Origin of the sequence: Bradyrhizobium hereditatis (genome assembly GCF_020329435.1) — a bacterium.
In the GTDB taxonomy this organism is placed as follows: Bacteria; Pseudomonadota; Alphaproteobacteria; order Rhizobiales; family Xanthobacteraceae; genus Bradyrhizobium; species Bradyrhizobium hereditatis.
Genome location: NZ_JAGKJK010000013.1, coordinates 171,355 through 184,592 on the forward strand (window position 1 = coordinate 171,355; position 13,238 = coordinate 184,592).

The 13,238-nt window shown below is 62.1% G+C and carries 16 protein-coding genes; 6 read left to right on the top strand and 10 right to left on the bottom strand.

Features of this window, described 5'->3' with window-relative positions:
* The 4 genes from J6524_RS27735 to J6524_RS27750 form a co-directional block, all read right to left on the bottom strand.
* Nucleotides 1-1,290: a flavin-dependent oxidoreductase gene (locus tag J6524_RS27735; protein ID WP_225676506.1), complete on the bottom strand. Its 1,290-nt coding sequence runs from the start codon at nucleotides 1,288-1,290 to the stop codon at nucleotides 1-3.
* 150 nt (nucleotides 1,291-1,440) lie between these two features.
* Nucleotides 1,441-2,217 carry an SDR family NAD(P)-dependent oxidoreductase gene (locus J6524_RS27740; protein ID WP_225676507.1) on the bottom strand — a complete coding sequence of 259 codons (777 nt, stop codon included), beginning with the start codon at nucleotides 2,215-2,217 and terminating at the stop codon, nucleotides 1,441-1,443.
* An 11-nt stretch (nucleotides 2,218-2,228) separates the two neighbouring features.
* Nucleotides 2,229-2,996: an SDR family NAD(P)-dependent oxidoreductase gene (locus tag J6524_RS27745; RefSeq protein ID WP_225676509.1), complete on the bottom strand. Its 768-nt coding sequence runs from the start codon at nucleotides 2,994-2,996 to the stop codon at nucleotides 2,229-2,231.
* Nucleotides 2,997-3,346: 350 nt separating this feature from the next.
* A complete protein-coding gene (locus J6524_RS27750; RefSeq protein WP_225676511.1) occupies nucleotides 3,347-3,721 on the bottom strand; it encodes a nuclear transport factor 2 family protein in 375 nt (124 codons plus the stop codon).
* 114 nt (nucleotides 3,722-3,835) lie between these two features.
* Here J6524_RS27750 and J6524_RS27755 point away from each other — a divergent pair, with 114 nt between their 5' ends.
* From J6524_RS27755 to J6524_RS27765, 3 genes are all read left to right on the top strand, one after another.
* Nucleotides 3,836-4,660 carry a helix-turn-helix domain-containing protein gene (locus J6524_RS27755; RefSeq protein WP_225676514.1) on the top strand — a complete coding sequence of 275 codons (825 nt, stop codon included), beginning with the start codon at nucleotides 3,836-3,838 and terminating at the stop codon, nucleotides 4,658-4,660.
* 18 nt (nucleotides 4,661-4,678) lie between these two features.
* Nucleotides 4,679-5,155 carry a nuclear transport factor 2 family protein gene (locus tag J6524_RS27760; RefSeq protein WP_225676516.1) on the top strand — a complete coding sequence of 159 codons (477 nt, stop codon included), beginning with the start codon at nucleotides 4,679-4,681 and terminating at the stop codon, nucleotides 5,153-5,155.
* 84 nt (nucleotides 5,156-5,239) lie between these two features.
* Nucleotides 5,240-5,857: a glutathione S-transferase family protein gene (locus J6524_RS27765; RefSeq protein ID WP_225676518.1), complete on the top strand. Its 618-nt coding sequence runs from the start codon at nucleotides 5,240-5,242 to the stop codon at nucleotides 5,855-5,857.
* 183 nt (nucleotides 5,858-6,040) lie between these two features.
* Here the strand turns inward: J6524_RS27765 and J6524_RS27770 are convergent, their stop codons facing one another.
* Nucleotides 6,041-6,964: a LysR family transcriptional regulator gene (locus tag J6524_RS27770; protein ID WP_225676520.1), complete on the bottom strand. Its 924-nt coding sequence runs from the start codon at nucleotides 6,962-6,964 to the stop codon at nucleotides 6,041-6,043.
* Between the two features lie 87 nt (nucleotides 6,965-7,051).
* Here J6524_RS27770 and J6524_RS27775 point away from each other — a divergent pair, with 87 nt between their 5' ends.
* A complete protein-coding gene (locus J6524_RS27775) occupies nucleotides 7,052-7,486 on the top strand; it encodes a nuclear transport factor 2 family protein (RefSeq protein WP_225676522.1) in 435 nt (144 codons plus the stop codon).
* A 78-nt stretch (nucleotides 7,487-7,564) separates the two neighbouring features.
* Here J6524_RS27775 and J6524_RS27780 read toward each other — a convergent pair whose 3' ends face one another.
* The 3 genes from J6524_RS27780 to J6524_RS27790 all read right to left on the bottom strand — a co-directional run bounded on the left by J6524_RS27780 (nucleotide 7,565) and on the right by J6524_RS27790 (nucleotide 10,224).
* Nucleotides 7,565-8,251 (bottom strand): glutathione S-transferase family protein, encoded by a 687-nt coding sequence (locus J6524_RS27780; RefSeq protein ID WP_225676524.1) that lies wholly within the window; start codon nucleotides 8,249-8,251, stop codon nucleotides 7,565-7,567.
* Between the two features lie 139 nt (nucleotides 8,252-8,390).
* Nucleotides 8,391-8,687 (bottom strand): hypothetical protein, encoded by a 297-nt coding sequence (locus J6524_RS27785; protein ID WP_225676526.1) that lies wholly within the window; start codon nucleotides 8,685-8,687, stop codon nucleotides 8,391-8,393.
* A 403-nt stretch (nucleotides 8,688-9,090) separates the two neighbouring features.
* Complete coding sequence (locus J6524_RS27790) at nucleotides 9,091-10,224, bottom strand: site-specific DNA-methyltransferase (RefSeq protein ID WP_225676528.1); 1,134 nt, start codon at nucleotides 10,222-10,224, stop codon at nucleotides 9,091-9,093.
* Between the two features lie 279 nt (nucleotides 10,225-10,503).
* Here J6524_RS27790 and ypfJ point away from each other — a divergent pair, with 279 nt between their 5' ends.
* A complete protein-coding gene (gene ypfJ / locus J6524_RS27795; RefSeq protein ID WP_225676530.1) occupies nucleotides 10,504-11,442 on the top strand; it encodes a KPN_02809 family neutral zinc metallopeptidase in 939 nt (312 codons plus the stop codon).
* A gap of 42 nt (nucleotides 11,443-11,484) precedes the next feature.
* On the top strand, nucleotides 11,485-12,048 hold the full coding sequence (gene moaB, locus J6524_RS27800) for a molybdenum cofactor biosynthesis protein B (protein ID WP_225676533.1): 564 nt from the start codon (nucleotides 11,485-11,487) through the stop codon (nucleotides 12,046-12,048).
* Here moaB and J6524_RS27805 read toward each other — a convergent pair.
* Together J6524_RS27805 and J6524_RS27810 are read right to left on the bottom strand one after the other, a co-directional pair.
* Nucleotides 12,023-12,178, bottom strand: a complete 156-nt coding sequence (locus J6524_RS27805) for an RSP_7527 family protein (protein ID WP_225676535.1) — start codon at nucleotides 12,176-12,178, stop codon at nucleotides 12,023-12,025. The two genes, moaB and J6524_RS27805, sit on opposite strands and share 26 nt — an antisense overlap.
* Nucleotides 12,175-13,104 (bottom strand): bifunctional helix-turn-helix transcriptional regulator/GNAT family N-acetyltransferase, encoded by a 930-nt coding sequence (locus tag J6524_RS27810; RefSeq protein WP_376712086.1) that lies wholly within the window; start codon nucleotides 13,102-13,104, stop codon nucleotides 12,175-12,177. The genes J6524_RS27805 and J6524_RS27810 overlap by 4 nt, the downstream gene beginning before the upstream one ends.
* Nucleotides 13,105-13,238: the final 134 nt, after the last annotated feature.

Sequence of the window (13,238 nt, forward strand, 5' to 3'; positions counted from 1 at the left end):
TTAGCCGGTGCCGACCCGCGGCGCTTCCCGCGCGATCTGAACGATCGGGGGCTTGGCGTTGAGGCCTTCGACCTGGAAGCCGGCGACGCGCTTGTAGTTGGCGGCGATGTCTTCCAGCTCCTTGAGCGAGAGCACGTCGGTCACGACGCCAAAGCCATCAGGCGCGCGCTCTTCGACCATCTGCATCACCTGCTCGGGACCGTTGCGGCGGTTGAGCATCACGAGATCTGATGTCGCCGGCCGCCGCTCGGCCTCGTAGGCGACTAGCGCCGCGTTCGTCGTTCCCTTCGCAAGGATTTCGCGGGTGATGACGCGCGCATCCAGAATGGCCTGCGAGGCGCCGTTGGAGCCGATCGGGTACATCGGATGCGCCGCATCGCCCATCAACGTGACGCGGCCGAACGTCCATTGCGGGATCGGATCGCGATCGACGAGCGGATATTCGTAAGCGTGCGGGCAGTTCTCGATCAGGCCCGGCACGTCGAGCCAGTCGAATTTCCAGTCCTTGAACCAGGGCAGAAACTCTTCGAGCCGGGCGGTGCGGTTATAGTCCTCGCGCCGCCACTGATAGGTCGGCGGCATATGCCGCTCGGCGACCCAGTTGATCCTGAATTTGCCGGCGCTGTCCGCCTGCTTCGAGATCGGATAGCAGACGAACTTCAGGATTTCGTGGCCGGCCATGATCATGGTGCGGCCGGACAGGAAGGCGTCGCTGTCGGTGATGCCGCGCCACAGGATGCGCCCGTTCCAGATCGGTGGTCCCTCTTCGGGATAGAGCTTTTCGCGAACCGCCGAATGGATGCCGTCGGCTGCGATCAACAGCACGCCTTCGTGCTGGCCTTTCGACTGGCCGGTCGCCTTATCGATGAATTCGGCGCGGACGCTGTTCTCGGTTTCGGTCCAGCCGGTGAGATGGTGGCTGGTCAGGATGTTCTCCTTGCCCAGCCGCTCGATCGCCGCATCGAGCAGGAGCTGCTGCAGCGTGCCGCGATGGATCGAAAACTGCGGCCATTTGTAACCGGCTTCGATGCCGCGCGGCTCGCTCCAGATCGGCTTGCCGTGCTTGGAGAAATAGGCGAGCTCCTTGGTGCGGACGGCGGCCGCATCGAGCGCATCGTACAGGCCGAGTTCGATCAGTTCGCGCACTGCATGCGGCAGCACGTTGATGCCGACGCCGAGCGGCCGCAGCTCCGGCACGCTTTCGAACACTTTGGCGGATACGCCGATCTGGTGCAGGCTGAGCGCCAGCGTCAGCCCGCCGATGCCGCCGCCCGCGATGAGAACAGTCATGGTACGCCCCTGTTGCTTCCCGGGCGTCATGGCATGAGGGAGGGCAGGGGGCAACTGCGAAGGGGCAGCAAATCCCTTACCGCTTGGTGGGTGTGGGCTCATTAAGGCTCACGGGCGTCCGGCCAAAGGAGACATTTTCTGCTCCGGTGGCTAGGCCAAAATACCTCCATCGACCGTTAAGGCATGGCCGACCACAAAGCTTGCCGCTGAGCCGCATAACCATAGAACAGCGGCAGCGATTTCTTCAGGTTCGCCAAGGCGTCCGATCGGTTCGGCCGCTACGAACGCCTTGACGATCTCTGGATTGTTGTTCTTTGTTACCCGCTTCGCCATCGGTGTATTGCCGATAATGCCCGGGCATACTGCGTTGATACGGATGCCCTTCTCGGCATAATCGAGTGCGGAGGCGCGGGTGAGACCTATCACTCCGAATTTGCTGGCGGAATAAGCGGCGCGCCCTTTGGAGCCCCTCATCCCGCCGATCGACGAGCAGTTGACGATTGCGCCGCTTCTTTGCGCGGTCATGTGGCGAAGCTCCGCCTTCATGCAGTTCCACACACCACGCAGATTGACATCGATGATGTTGTCAAACTCGGTATCTTCCGTTTCAACCAGTGGCGCACCATCGCAGTTTATGCCCGCATTGTTGAAAGCTGCATCGAGCTTCCCGTAAGTCTCGATCGCCTGCTCGATCATTGCGTTCACTTGGCCCCGATCCGTTACATCGCAGCCGATGGCAAGGACCTCATGACCCGCGGATCGCAGTTCAGCAGCGGCAGTTTCGAGCAACGCTGTGTTGCTGTCTGCAACGACCACGGACGCGCCTGCATCACCAAATGCCCTAGCCGTCGCCAGACCAATGCCACCAGCGGCGCCGGTAACAAGCGCAACCTTTCCTTCGAAGCTGCCTACCATTGCTGTACCCATTGGTATGATCCTCAGTGCGCGGTGAAGCCGCCATCGACCGGCAGGGCTACGCCGATTACGAAACTCGCGGCCGGACTACATAGCCACAACACGGCGGCCGCGACCTCCTCGGCCCGGCCGAGGCGGCCGATTGACTGCTGCTTCATGATTTCGGCCATCGCGTCGGCTTGGCCTTTGAGCATGTCGGCGACCATCGGCGTGTCGATTGTGCCGGGGCAGACCGCGTTGATGCGGATGCCGCGCGGGGCATATTCGACACCCGCGCTCTTGGTCATTCCGAGCACGGCGTGTTTGGTGCCGTGATAAGCTGCGCGTTGCGGGAGGCCGACGAGACCGCCCAAAGAAGAGCAATTGACGATCGCGCCGCTCCCTTGATCGCGCATCACGCGCAGCTGATGCTTCATGCAGGCCCAGACCCCCCGCTGGTTTACCGCGGTGACGCGCTCGAAATGTTCGATCGGCTCCTCGGCGGCGTCCGATGGCGGCACCTGGATGCCGGCGTTGTTGAACGCCATGTCGAGCCGTCCGTACTCTGCGACCGCGCGATCGACCATCGCCGCCACCTGCGCCTCGTCGGCGACGTCGCAGGCCAAGCCGATTGCGGTGCCGCCGTCTCGGACGATCCGTTCCGCCTCCTTCGCGGCGAGATCGCCGTCCAGGTCGGCCAGAACGACGGAGGCGCCGCTCTCGGCGAACATCCGCGCCGTTGCCAGTCCCATGCCCTTGGCGGCACCGGTGACCAGGGCCACCTGTCCTTTGAAGTCATAGATGGGGTTCATCCAACTCCTCACATCATGTTGCAAGATCATTCGCTCAGTTCGATTGTCACTTCGCGGGTCCGAGATTCCCGCTGATCACGCTGAACCTAGGTCTTTCGGGCGCTAAAGATTAGGTGATAGAAACTGATTGGAATCATTAGTGGAAGTTATGAATGAACCGCCGTCGTCAACCTTCACCGGCATTCTCGCTGCTGGTTGAAGCTCTTCGGTATCGAGGGAAGTAAGCGGCACGTCCGCTTGTAGCCCATCGCGACATATTGCATCGCCGCACGACCTTGGTCGTTTTGTGGGTAAAGCGGAGATAGGTTTCAGCGCTTCACGAAACCAAGTTTGTGAGTACACGGCCTAGTTTACGGAGGAGGCGGAGCCGGGCCGAAGAAACCGACGATCTTCACCAGACGGCCGTCGGGACCGATCTCGCCGAAATCGATCGAGGTGTCGCCGCAGGTTCCATCCGCGCGTACCAGCCGCCAGAGGAAACGGACCACATGGTGGTGGACATCAATACCGCTCATGAACTCCAGCCGCGCGCCGGGCCGGCTGGCTAGCACTTCGCCGATCTTTGTCGCGAGCGCGTCGCGTCCGGCGAGTGAGACGTTCGGATCGAGATAAACGCCGGTGTCGCTCCAGCATTGCTCGAGCAAGGCGCGTCTGGCCGTATCGTCCGGCTCGTTCCACGCCGCCATGTATTGCGTAATGGTGTTCGCGATTGCGCTCTTGTCCATCGATGCTGTCCTTGAACTTCGGCCCCTATGGGGTTCACTCTGCAAGGAATTGCGCGGCTCGTCACTTACATCAGAGGTAATTGCCGTCTTGATGCGATGCTCTAGATTGTCGGCATGGCTGCTTCAGACACAAACTCGCACGAGATCCCGGCTGGACAGTTCAGCCGCCTGCTCAAGCATTGGCGCAGCGTTCGTCGGCTGACCCAGATCGAACTGGCGGCGGACGCCAACGTATCGGCCCGGCATCTGTGCTTTCTGGAGACCGGCCGGTCGCAGCCGAGCCGCGAGATGGTGCAGCTACTCGGCAGCGCGCTCGACCTGCCGCTCGAGGAGCGCAATGCCCTGCACGTCGCCGCAGGCTTCGTGCCGCCCTATGGCGACAAGGGGCTGGCGGCTGAAAATCTGCAGCCGGTGCGGCAGGCGCTGGACTTCATCTTAAGGCAGCAGGAGCCCTATCCGGGGATCGTGATCGACGGGCACTGGGACGTTCGCATCCGCAATCAGGCGTCGGCGCGTCTGCTCAAGCCGTTTCGCGATTCATACGAGATGGAAAACCACCTTGCCGACAATGCCATGCACGTCGTTTTTCACCCAAAGGGCCTGCGCCAGTTCATGCTGAATTGGGACGAGTTCGCACGGCAGTTGATCCAGATCCTGCACCGCGATGTCGCGCAAGGCAGCCGTGCTGCGGCGGAGCTGCTCGATGAGATCATGGCCTATCCCGGGCTGTCGGCCGACTGGCGGCTGCCGCGCCATCAGCAGGCCTCCTCGCCGGTCATGACGATGCAGCTTGCGAAGGGTGACTACCGTCTTGCCTTCTTTTCCACTTTCACGACGCTCGCGATGCCGACCGACGCGGCGCTGCAACAGATCAAGATCGAGTGCTTCTTTCCGGCTGACGATGCGACCGCCGAAAAGGCGCGCCAGCTGGCCCTCTGACAACCCCGGAAGATCGAGATGCAGACTTCCTTGCGTGATCATCAATCGCCGGCCGTGATGGACGAACTGCGCGCGCTAAATGCCCGCTTCATCCATAATTTCGTGACCAGCGATGTGGCCTCGCACGACGCCATTCTGCATCCCAGCTTCATCAACATCTGGCCCACCGGCCAGCGCTGGGATCGCGCGACCTATCTGAAATACTGGGCGACCGCCTTCGATCCCAAAGTCATCGTCTACTGGGACGTCCGCGACGAGCTCATCACTGTCATCGGCGACGTGGCGCTGGTGCGCTCCACCAACAAGCACATCCGCCGCCGCGACGGCAATGAAGTGACCGGCATGACCATGTATACCGACACCTATCTGTTCGAGAACGGCGCGTGGAAATGCATTCAGGCCCAGCTCACGGCGGTGGCGCCCGAGCACTATCCCGCCGACGATACGATCGTCAGCGTCTATATCGAGGGAAAGATTCAGCCGCGACCGAGTTGAACTGCGAACGGGTACTCCACCGACCGGGGGTGGACGGCGCGGGGGCATGCCGTTAACGTCCGGGTTTCCCCATGAGGAACCGCCATGTTCAAGCTCTACTACGCCCCCGGCACCTGCGCGCTGGCTTCACATATCACGCTGGAAGAGGTTGGCGCGCCCTACACCGCCGAACGGCTGAACTTCAAGGAGAACCAGCAGAACAGTCCGGAATATCTCAAGATCAATCCCAAGGGCCGGGTGCCTGCGCTGGTGACGGACAATGGGGTGCTGACCGAGACGCCGGCGATCCTTGCGTACATTGCGCAGAGCTTTCCGGACGCGAAGCTCGTGCCGCAGGATGTCTTTGCATTCGCGCAGGTGCAGTCGATCAACAGCTATCTCTGTTCCACCGTGCATGTCGCGCACGCCCACAAGATGCGCGGGGCGCGCTGGGCGACCGAGGAGACGTCGTTCGCCGATATGAAGCGCAAGGTGCCGGAGACGATGACCGCGTGCTTTACGCTGATCGAGCGCGATATGGTCAGAGGACCGTGGGTGATGGGCGAGCAGTACACGATCTGCGATCCCTATCTCTACACCATCGCGGGCTGGCTGGAGGGCGACGGCGTCGACCTGTCCAAGCTGCCGAAGGTCGTCGCGCATCGCAAGCGGATGGAAGAGCGGTCGGCGGTAGCGACGGTGCTGGCGGAGGAGAGGGCGTAGAATTCAGCTCGTAGGGTAGGCAAAGCGAAGCGTGCCCACCAGTCCTCTCGCCAAAATGATATGTCAGACCTCATCCTGAGGAGCACGCGGCAGCGTGCGTCTCGAAGGATGAATGCCACCAGCGGGGCCTCGTGGTTCGAGACGGCGCGTTCACGCCTCCTCACCATGAGGGTTTGGCAGTTACTATGCCGTTTTCCTCCCCGCCTGCTCCATCTCCCGCCCGATGCCGAGCATGATGTTGCGGAGCCAGATCGAGCCGGGGTCCATCTGGGCGCGGGTCGGATAGAACATGAATTGCTCGTCGATCCCGGGATCTAACGGCGGTGTGACCGTCGCGAGCGACAATTGCTTCGACAGCGCGGCAATCAGGCGGCGCGGCACGAAGGCCACGAGATCGGTGCGCGCGGCGACATGCAGCGCCTCGAGATAGCCTGACACGACGAGGGCGATCCGCCGCTCGATGCCCTTGGGCCGCAGCCACATATCGATCAGATCGTCGCTCTGGCCGCGGATCACGACAGCGACATGGCGTGCGTCCAGAAAGGTTTCGAGCCGCTTCAGCCGTGCGCCGACGGGATGGCCGCGCCGGATGGCAAGCGCGTCGCTGTCGGTATAGAGCCGCTGCCGGTGGAAGCCGGTGAAGGCGTTGCCGATCGAGATCACGAGATCGATGGTGCGGGCGAATTCGGCGGTGAAGATCGCAGGGCCCCGCCACGGCACCACGTCGATACGCACGTTCGGCGCCAGTTTTGTGATTTTTTCCATCAGCGGCGGCATCAAGAGTTCGACCGCCAGGTCCGGCATCATCAGGCGAAACTGGCGTTCGCTTCTTGCCGCGTCGAAATCGTCGGGAACGAAGAGCGAGCGCACCTGATCGAGGGTCTGCGCCAACGGTGCGCGCAACGCCTGCGCCCGTGGCGTCAGCTCCATTCGTGCGCCGGTTCTCACCAATAGCGGATCGCCGATCAGGTCGCGCAGCCGCTGCAGCGCGTGGCTCGTTGCCGGCTGCGACAGCCCGATCCGCATCGCGGCGCGACTGACATTGGCTTCGCGCAGCAGCGCGTCGAGCGCGACCAGGAGATTGAGGTCAAGCGAATTCAAATTCATGGAATGAATATATATTATACCGACTATCAATTGGAAGAATGCCATCTGGCGCGCAATGATCGCACATCAGATCAAGGAGAAGCCGCCATGGGCGCAGCAGAGAACAAGAAGCTAGTGCAGCAGGTCTATACGGATTCCGCCAATCGCAGCGGAACGACCTTTCTCGACAATATCGCCGAGGATGTCACCTGGATCGTCACCGGCCAGTATTCCTGGTCGGGCGAATTCAGGGGGCGTGAGGCCATCAATAACGGCCTGATGGGTCATCTGCGATCGCTGCTTGCCTCCGGGCGTCCGCGCACGGTGGCGTTCAACTTTATCGCGGAGGGCGATTATGTCGTGGTCGAAGCCCGCGGCGACAACGTCACCAAGTCGGGGGAACGCTACGACAATCAGTACTGTATGGTCTGGCGAATCGAGAACGGCAAGATCAAGGAGATCAAGGAATATTGCGACTCCGCGCTGGTCGAGCGTGTGCTCGGACCGTTCCCCGCTGAGCGAAAGCTCGCCGCCGTAGTTTGAAGCCGCGCATGAGATGGCTGGGCCGATAAATGAAAAGCGGCGCCCGCGAGGGCGCCGCTTTTGCTTGAATAAGCCCGGTCAGGCGGCCTTCACGGACATGTGCTTGAACATGTTGCTGCGGGCCTCGTCGTCCATCTCGGCCTTGAACTTGAACTTATCCTTGAGCGCGATCGCCTTGGCCGCGGCGGGACGGGCCGAGATCTCGTCGACCAGCCGCTTGACGTTGGGATACTTCGCCGCTGCGTCCTCGCCCATGATGAAGGCCATCATGCGGGCCCAGCCCCAGACATCCATGTCGACGATGGTATAGGTGTCGCCGACCATGTAGCGGCGCTTGGCGAGGTGGTCGTTGAGAATGCCGTAATGCCGCTGCGCCTCGTATTGGTAGCGGTTATGGGCGTAGTCGATCTTCTCCGGCGCAAAATGCTTGAAGTGCACGGCCTGGCCGGAAAAGGGGCCGACACCGGTGGCGGCAAACATCAGCCATGACAGCAATTCGCCGCGGCTCGCCGGCGTATTCGCAGGGAGAAACTTGCCGGTCTTTTCGGCGAGATAGAGCAGGATGGCGTTGCTGTCGAACACCTTGACGCCGTCATCGTCGATCGCCGGCACCTTGGCGTTCGGATTGATGGCGAGATATTCCGGCTTGAACTGGTCGCCCTTGCGCGTGTCGACCGCGACCGGCTCATAGGCGATGCCGGCTTCCTCGAGGAAGAGCGCGACCTTGGTCGGATTGGGCGATCCGTTGAAGTAGAATTTGAGCATTTTGGAAATTTTCTCCCATTGCTTCTTGCAGGCAGGCTTGTTGCGGATTCCGGATACCGACGGCGGCGCCACCGGATCGCACGTTCTTGCGCAAATTTTTATAGCCTATGCAAGCGACGAGTTCGTGAGAAGCCGCGCGCTACGATATGAAAAGACCGACCATACCGGCGACCGCAAGCGCCGCGCCGGAAGCAATCATCGTCGATGCAAAGCGAATCTCAGAACGCAGAGCGGTGCGTTGCCCCGCGCGCTCCGATCCTCGCGCATAGCCGTGGACGATGATCTGCTCGCTGAAGGCGCCGCTGGCATCGAGAATGTCGGTCAAACCGGCGCAGGCAATCAGGATGCCGAGGATGACCAATCCGGCGGGCCCCAGCAAACTAAACAGCAGCATTGGAAACAAGCCGATCAGGAAGACCGGCAGCAGCGGCAGCACAATGAGGGACTCGGAGCCTCGGGTGCGCATCGGTGCAATCTCTTACGGAAAATAAATATATCTTAAAATGAGGGCGAAAAGGCGCTTTTCCACCTGCGTGCATCACACGGCTGCCATGCCAGCCGGTCACGCCGGCTGCGCGAAGTCGGGGCGGCGGCATTTCGCGTTCGATTCACGCGCCGTAAACCATATGCACGCTGCGGCGCATTGGCGCGGCCAGTGCTCGTGCCAGAACGCTCGGTCAGGGGTGTCGAGGTTAATTGTCTTCGTCATGGCCGCTCAAGTCCCTCATCCTGAGGAGCCCGCGGAGCGGGCGTCTCGAAGGATGTAGGCCACAGACGGGCCTCATGGTTCGAGACGCGCTTCGCGCTCCTCACCATGAGGGTCTAATGACGCAGTACGTTCACCCCGCCGCCATCTCGGAGCGGATTTCGGCGCGCAGCTCGTCGATCAGCTTGAGGCCGTTCTTGGTCTCGACGTGCCAGAAGGTCCAGCCGTTGCAGGCGGGCGAGCCCTGGGCGACCGCGCCGATGCGGTGGATCGAGCCGACCTTGTCGCCGAGCATGATGGCGCCGTCGGCGCGGACCAGCGCGCCGTGCCGCTTCTTGGAATCGACGAGTTTGGTGCCGGGCGGGATCATGCCGCGTTCGATCAGTTCGGAGAACGCCACGCGGGGCGCCTCGCGCGCGGTCATGAACGGCGCCAGCGTCGCTTCGGGCAGCGGTTCGACCGCCGCGATGCGCGCTTCGGCGGCCTTCGCGTAGGTCTTGTCGCGCTCGAATCCGATGTAGCGGCGGCCGAGACGTTTTGCCACGGCGCCGGTGGTTCCGGTACCGTTGAAGGGATCGATCACGAGATCGCCAGGCTTCGACGACGACAGCAGCACGCGCGCCAGGAGGCCCTCGGGCTTCTGGGTCGGGTGAACTTTCTTGCCATCGGCGCCCTTGAGGCGCTCTTCGCCAGTACAAAGTGGGATCAGCCAGTCGGAACGCGCCTGGACGTCCTCGTTGGCGGCCTTCAGGGCTTCATAATTGAAGGTGTAACCTTTGGCCTTCTCGTCGCGCGCCGCCCAGATCATTGTTTCATGGGCGTTGGTGAAACGGCGGCCGCGGAAATTCGGCATCGGATTGGTCTTGCGCCAGACGATGTCGTTGAGAACCCAGAAGCCGAGGTCCTGCATGATCGCGCCGACGCGGAAGATGTTGTGATAGGAACCGATCACCCACAGCGTCGCCGACGGTTTCATCACGCGGCGGCAGGCGAGCAGCCAGGCGCGGGTGAAATCGTCATAGGCTGCGAACGACGAAAACTTGTCCCAGTCGTCGTTGACGGCATCGACATGGGATTCGTCGGGGCGCTTGAGTTCGCCCTTCAGCTGCAGATTATATGGAGGGTCTGCGAACACCAGATCGACCGAACCGGCCGGCAACTTCGACATCTCGGCGACGCAATCGCCGACGACGATACGAGTGCTGGAGTCAGACTCAAATTTGGTGCGGGGCGCCCTTGCAGACGCCCCGCGACGCGACACAACCATGACTCAATGACTCTGACTCAGGCGACGCTGTCGGCGACGCGGGACTAAACAACCGACTGGCGATACATTGACCCCGCAAAGTAAAAATCGACTTAACCAGCGATGCGATGATCAGAGAATGCGCAGAGATATCATCGGCAAGAATGCCAGCAGAGATTGCGTCGCCTTGCGCACTAGGCAATTTTTGCCGGGCGGGTTATTGATTAATGAAATGGAAATTCTACGTGACTGCAGCGTTGGGATTTGAGCAAGCAGCCCTGGGGATGAGGACACAGCGCCATGCGTTACGATGACTTCCGTCGCAGCGACAATATCGACGATCGTCGCGACGACGGCGGTGGATTTGGAGGCGGTGGCGGCGGCTTTGGCCTGCCGATGGGCGGCGGCGGACTTGGCATCGGCACCATCATCATCCTTGGCCTTGTCGGCTATGCCTTCGGCATCGATCCGCGCATTCTGATCGGCGGCGCCGAGATTTTGACCGGCGGCCACCAAGCGCCGACCTATCAGACCGATCGCAGGTCGGGTCCGGGGAAGACCGGCGCGCCGACGGATGAAGTCGGCAGCATGATCGCCGGCATCCTCGGCGAGATCGATGACCGCTGGAGCGAGATCTTCCAGTCGAGCGGACAAAATTATACAGGGCCGCGCATCGTGCTGTTCCGCAACGCCACCAATGGCGGCCGTTGCGGCATGGCGCAGTCGGCGATGGGGCCGTTCTACTGCCCGCCGGACAAGCAGATCTTCCTCGATACCGCCTTCTTCCGCGAGGTCGAAACGCGCTTTCGCGGCTGCTCGGGCAGCGCCTGCAAGTTCACGGCGGCCTACATCATCGCGCATGAAGCGGGACATCACGTCCAGAACCTGCTCGGCATCCTTCCGCGCGTGACGCGGCTGCAGCAGCAGGCCGGCAGCAAGGCCGAAGCCAATGCGCTGCAGGTCAAGGTCGAGCTGCAGGCGGATTGCCTTTCCGGTGTCTGGGTCAACCGCGAGGCAAAGAAGCGTCCCGGCTTCATCGAGCCCGGCGATATCGACGCGGCGCTGAGGACGGCGACTGCGATCGGCGATGACACGCTGCAGCGGCGGTCGACGGGCAGAGTGGTGCCGGACAGCTTCACCCACGGCTCGGCAGCCCAGCGCAAGCAATGGTTCATGACCGGCTACCAGCAGGGCACGGTGCAGGCCTGCAATACGTTTGCGCCGGGCGCTGTGAATTGAGGATGCCCTGGACAAGCCCGGGCACGACGAGAAGAAAAAGTCATGTCCTCCATCGATGAGACAAAACAATTCGTACCGCTCAACATTGCGGTGCTGACGATCTCGGACACGCGTTCGCTGGCCGACGACAAGTCCGGCGCCACGCTGGCCGATCGGCTGACCGCTGCGGGCCATCATCTGGCCGCGCGCGAGATCGTCGTCGATGACATCGATGCGATCCGCACCATCATCAAGCTCTGGATCGCAGATCCAGGCGTCGATGCGATCATCACGACCGGCGGCACCGGTTTCACCGGCCGGGACGTGACGCCGGAAGCGGTCGAGCCGCTGTTCGAAAAGCGGATGGATGGTTTTTCCATCGCCTTCCACATGCTGAGCCACGCCAAGATCGGCGCCTCGACGGTGCAGAGCCGCGCCACCGCCGGCGTTGCCGGTGCCACCTTCATTTTCTGTCTGCCAGGATCACCGGGCGCCTGCCGCGACGCCTGGGACGGCATCCTCGGCGCCCAGCTCGATTACCGCACGCGCCCCTGCAACTTCGTCGAGATTATGCCGCGGCTGGACGAGCATCTGCGCCGGCCTAAAGCACAAGGCGCTTCAGCCTGACCAGCAGCGTCCACAGCGCCTGCCACATGTTGCGATAGGCTTCAGCGCGCAACTGGCGTGCGCGCTCGGTGTAGAAGTCGATGGCTGCTGGCGTGACGCGCCGCGGGGTATCGCGACGCGCTATCTTCACAGCTTCATTTCCCAGGTTTCGCCGACGAGATCGACGCCAAAGCTGTGGTGCGGCTCCTCCTTGACGCGGCGGAAGCCGGCGGCCTGATAGATGCCGCGCGCAGCGACAAGGATGCTTTGGGTCCACAGCGTCATTTCCTTGTAGCCTTTCTCGCGCGCCGCGCGGATGCATTGCTCGACGAGCGCGCGGCCGACGCCGAGCCCGCGCGCTTTCTTCTCCACCAGCAATAGCCTCAGCTTTGCGACGTCATCGCTGCCCTTAACCAGAAAGATCGAGCCGAGCGGCTCGCCGCCTGCTTCCGCAATCCAGCAATGCTCGCGCGAAGGGTCATAGTTTCTGATGAACTGCGCGCAGATCTCAGCGACCAAGGCCTCGTAGCTGATGTCCCAGCCATATTCCTCGGCATAGGCCTTTGCCTGGCTCGAGATCACCCAGCCCATGTCGCCGGGCCGGTGGCTGCGCAGGATGAAGGCGGTGGGCTTTGCCATGGGCCGTTCCAGCGTCTGCTCGATCGTCGTCATCGCCTGCACGACAGCGGCGCGCTGATCGTCGTCCAGCGCAGCAAGTAGGCTTCCAACTTCCTCGCGCGCGCGGCGCTCGAGCTCGGCCTGGGCGGAGCGCCCCTTGGCGGTGAGCGAGAGCTCGTTGACGCGGCCGTCGTCCTTTGAAGGCCTTCGCGTCACGATCTGGCGGCGCTTTAGCCCCTGCAAGGTGCGGCTCAGGAAGCCGGGATCGAGGCCTAGCTCGCGGCTGAGGTCGGTGGCGGTGCAGGCGGGGCGATGCCGGATCTCGTACATGATGCGCGCTTCCTGCAGCGTGAACGGGCTGTGCAGCAGCTTCGGCTCGATGATGCCGAGCTTGCGGGTGTAGAAGCGGTTGAAGGCACGAACGGCCGCGACTTCTTGTTCGGAATTCATTTCGGACACCAGGCACCTAATATTTGCCATTGTCAAAGATGTATTTGACTTTGGCAAGTATATTCTCGCGGGGAGGGGGAGGCGCGTCCGCTCGTGCCGCTTCTACTTTGCATGGGGTTGTTTTCGATATTTTGTGTCCGGCC

Bases quoted from the DNA above. Each gene is read 5' to 3' on its own strand.
- J6524_RS27735 (WP_225676506.1), bottom strand. From the start codon at position 1,290: ATGACTGTTCTCATCGCGGGCGGCGGCATCGGCGGGCTGACGCTGGCG.
- J6524_RS27740 (WP_225676507.1), bottom strand. From the start codon at position 2,217: ATGGGTACAGCAATGGTAGGCAGCTTCGAAGGAAAGGTTGCGCTTGTT.
- J6524_RS27745 (WP_225676509.1), bottom strand. From the start codon at position 2,996: ATGAACCCCATCTATGACTTCAAAGGACAGGTGGCCCTGGTCACCGGT.
- J6524_RS27750 (WP_225676511.1), bottom strand. From the start codon at position 3,721: ATGGACAAGAGCGCAATCGCGAACACCATTACGCAATACATGGCGGCG.
- J6524_RS27755 (WP_225676514.1), top strand. From the start codon at position 3,836: ATGGCTGCTTCAGACACAAACTCGCACGAGATCCCGGCTGGACAGTTC.
- J6524_RS27760 (WP_225676516.1), top strand. From the start codon at position 4,679: ATGCAGACTTCCTTGCGTGATCATCAATCGCCGGCCGTGATGGACGAA.
- J6524_RS27765 (WP_225676518.1), top strand. From the start codon at position 5,240: ATGTTCAAGCTCTACTACGCCCCCGGCACCTGCGCGCTGGCTTCACAT.
- J6524_RS27770 (WP_225676520.1), bottom strand. From the start codon at position 6,964: ATGAATTTGAATTCGCTTGACCTCAATCTCCTGGTCGCGCTCGACGCG.
- J6524_RS27775 (WP_225676522.1), top strand. From the start codon at position 7,052: ATGGGCGCAGCAGAGAACAAGAAGCTAGTGCAGCAGGTCTATACGGAT.
- J6524_RS27780 (WP_225676524.1), bottom strand. From the start codon at position 8,251: ATGCTCAAATTCTACTTCAACGGATCGCCCAATCCGACCAAGGTCGCG.
- J6524_RS27790 (WP_225676528.1), bottom strand. From the start codon at position 10,224: ATGGTTGTGTCGCGTCGCGGGGCGTCTGCAAGGGCGCCCCGCACCAAA.
- ypfJ (WP_225676530.1), top strand. From the start codon at position 10,504: ATGCGTTACGATGACTTCCGTCGCAGCGACAATATCGACGATCGTCGC.
- moaB (WP_225676533.1), top strand. From the start codon at position 11,485: ATGTCCTCCATCGATGAGACAAAACAATTCGTACCGCTCAACATTGCG.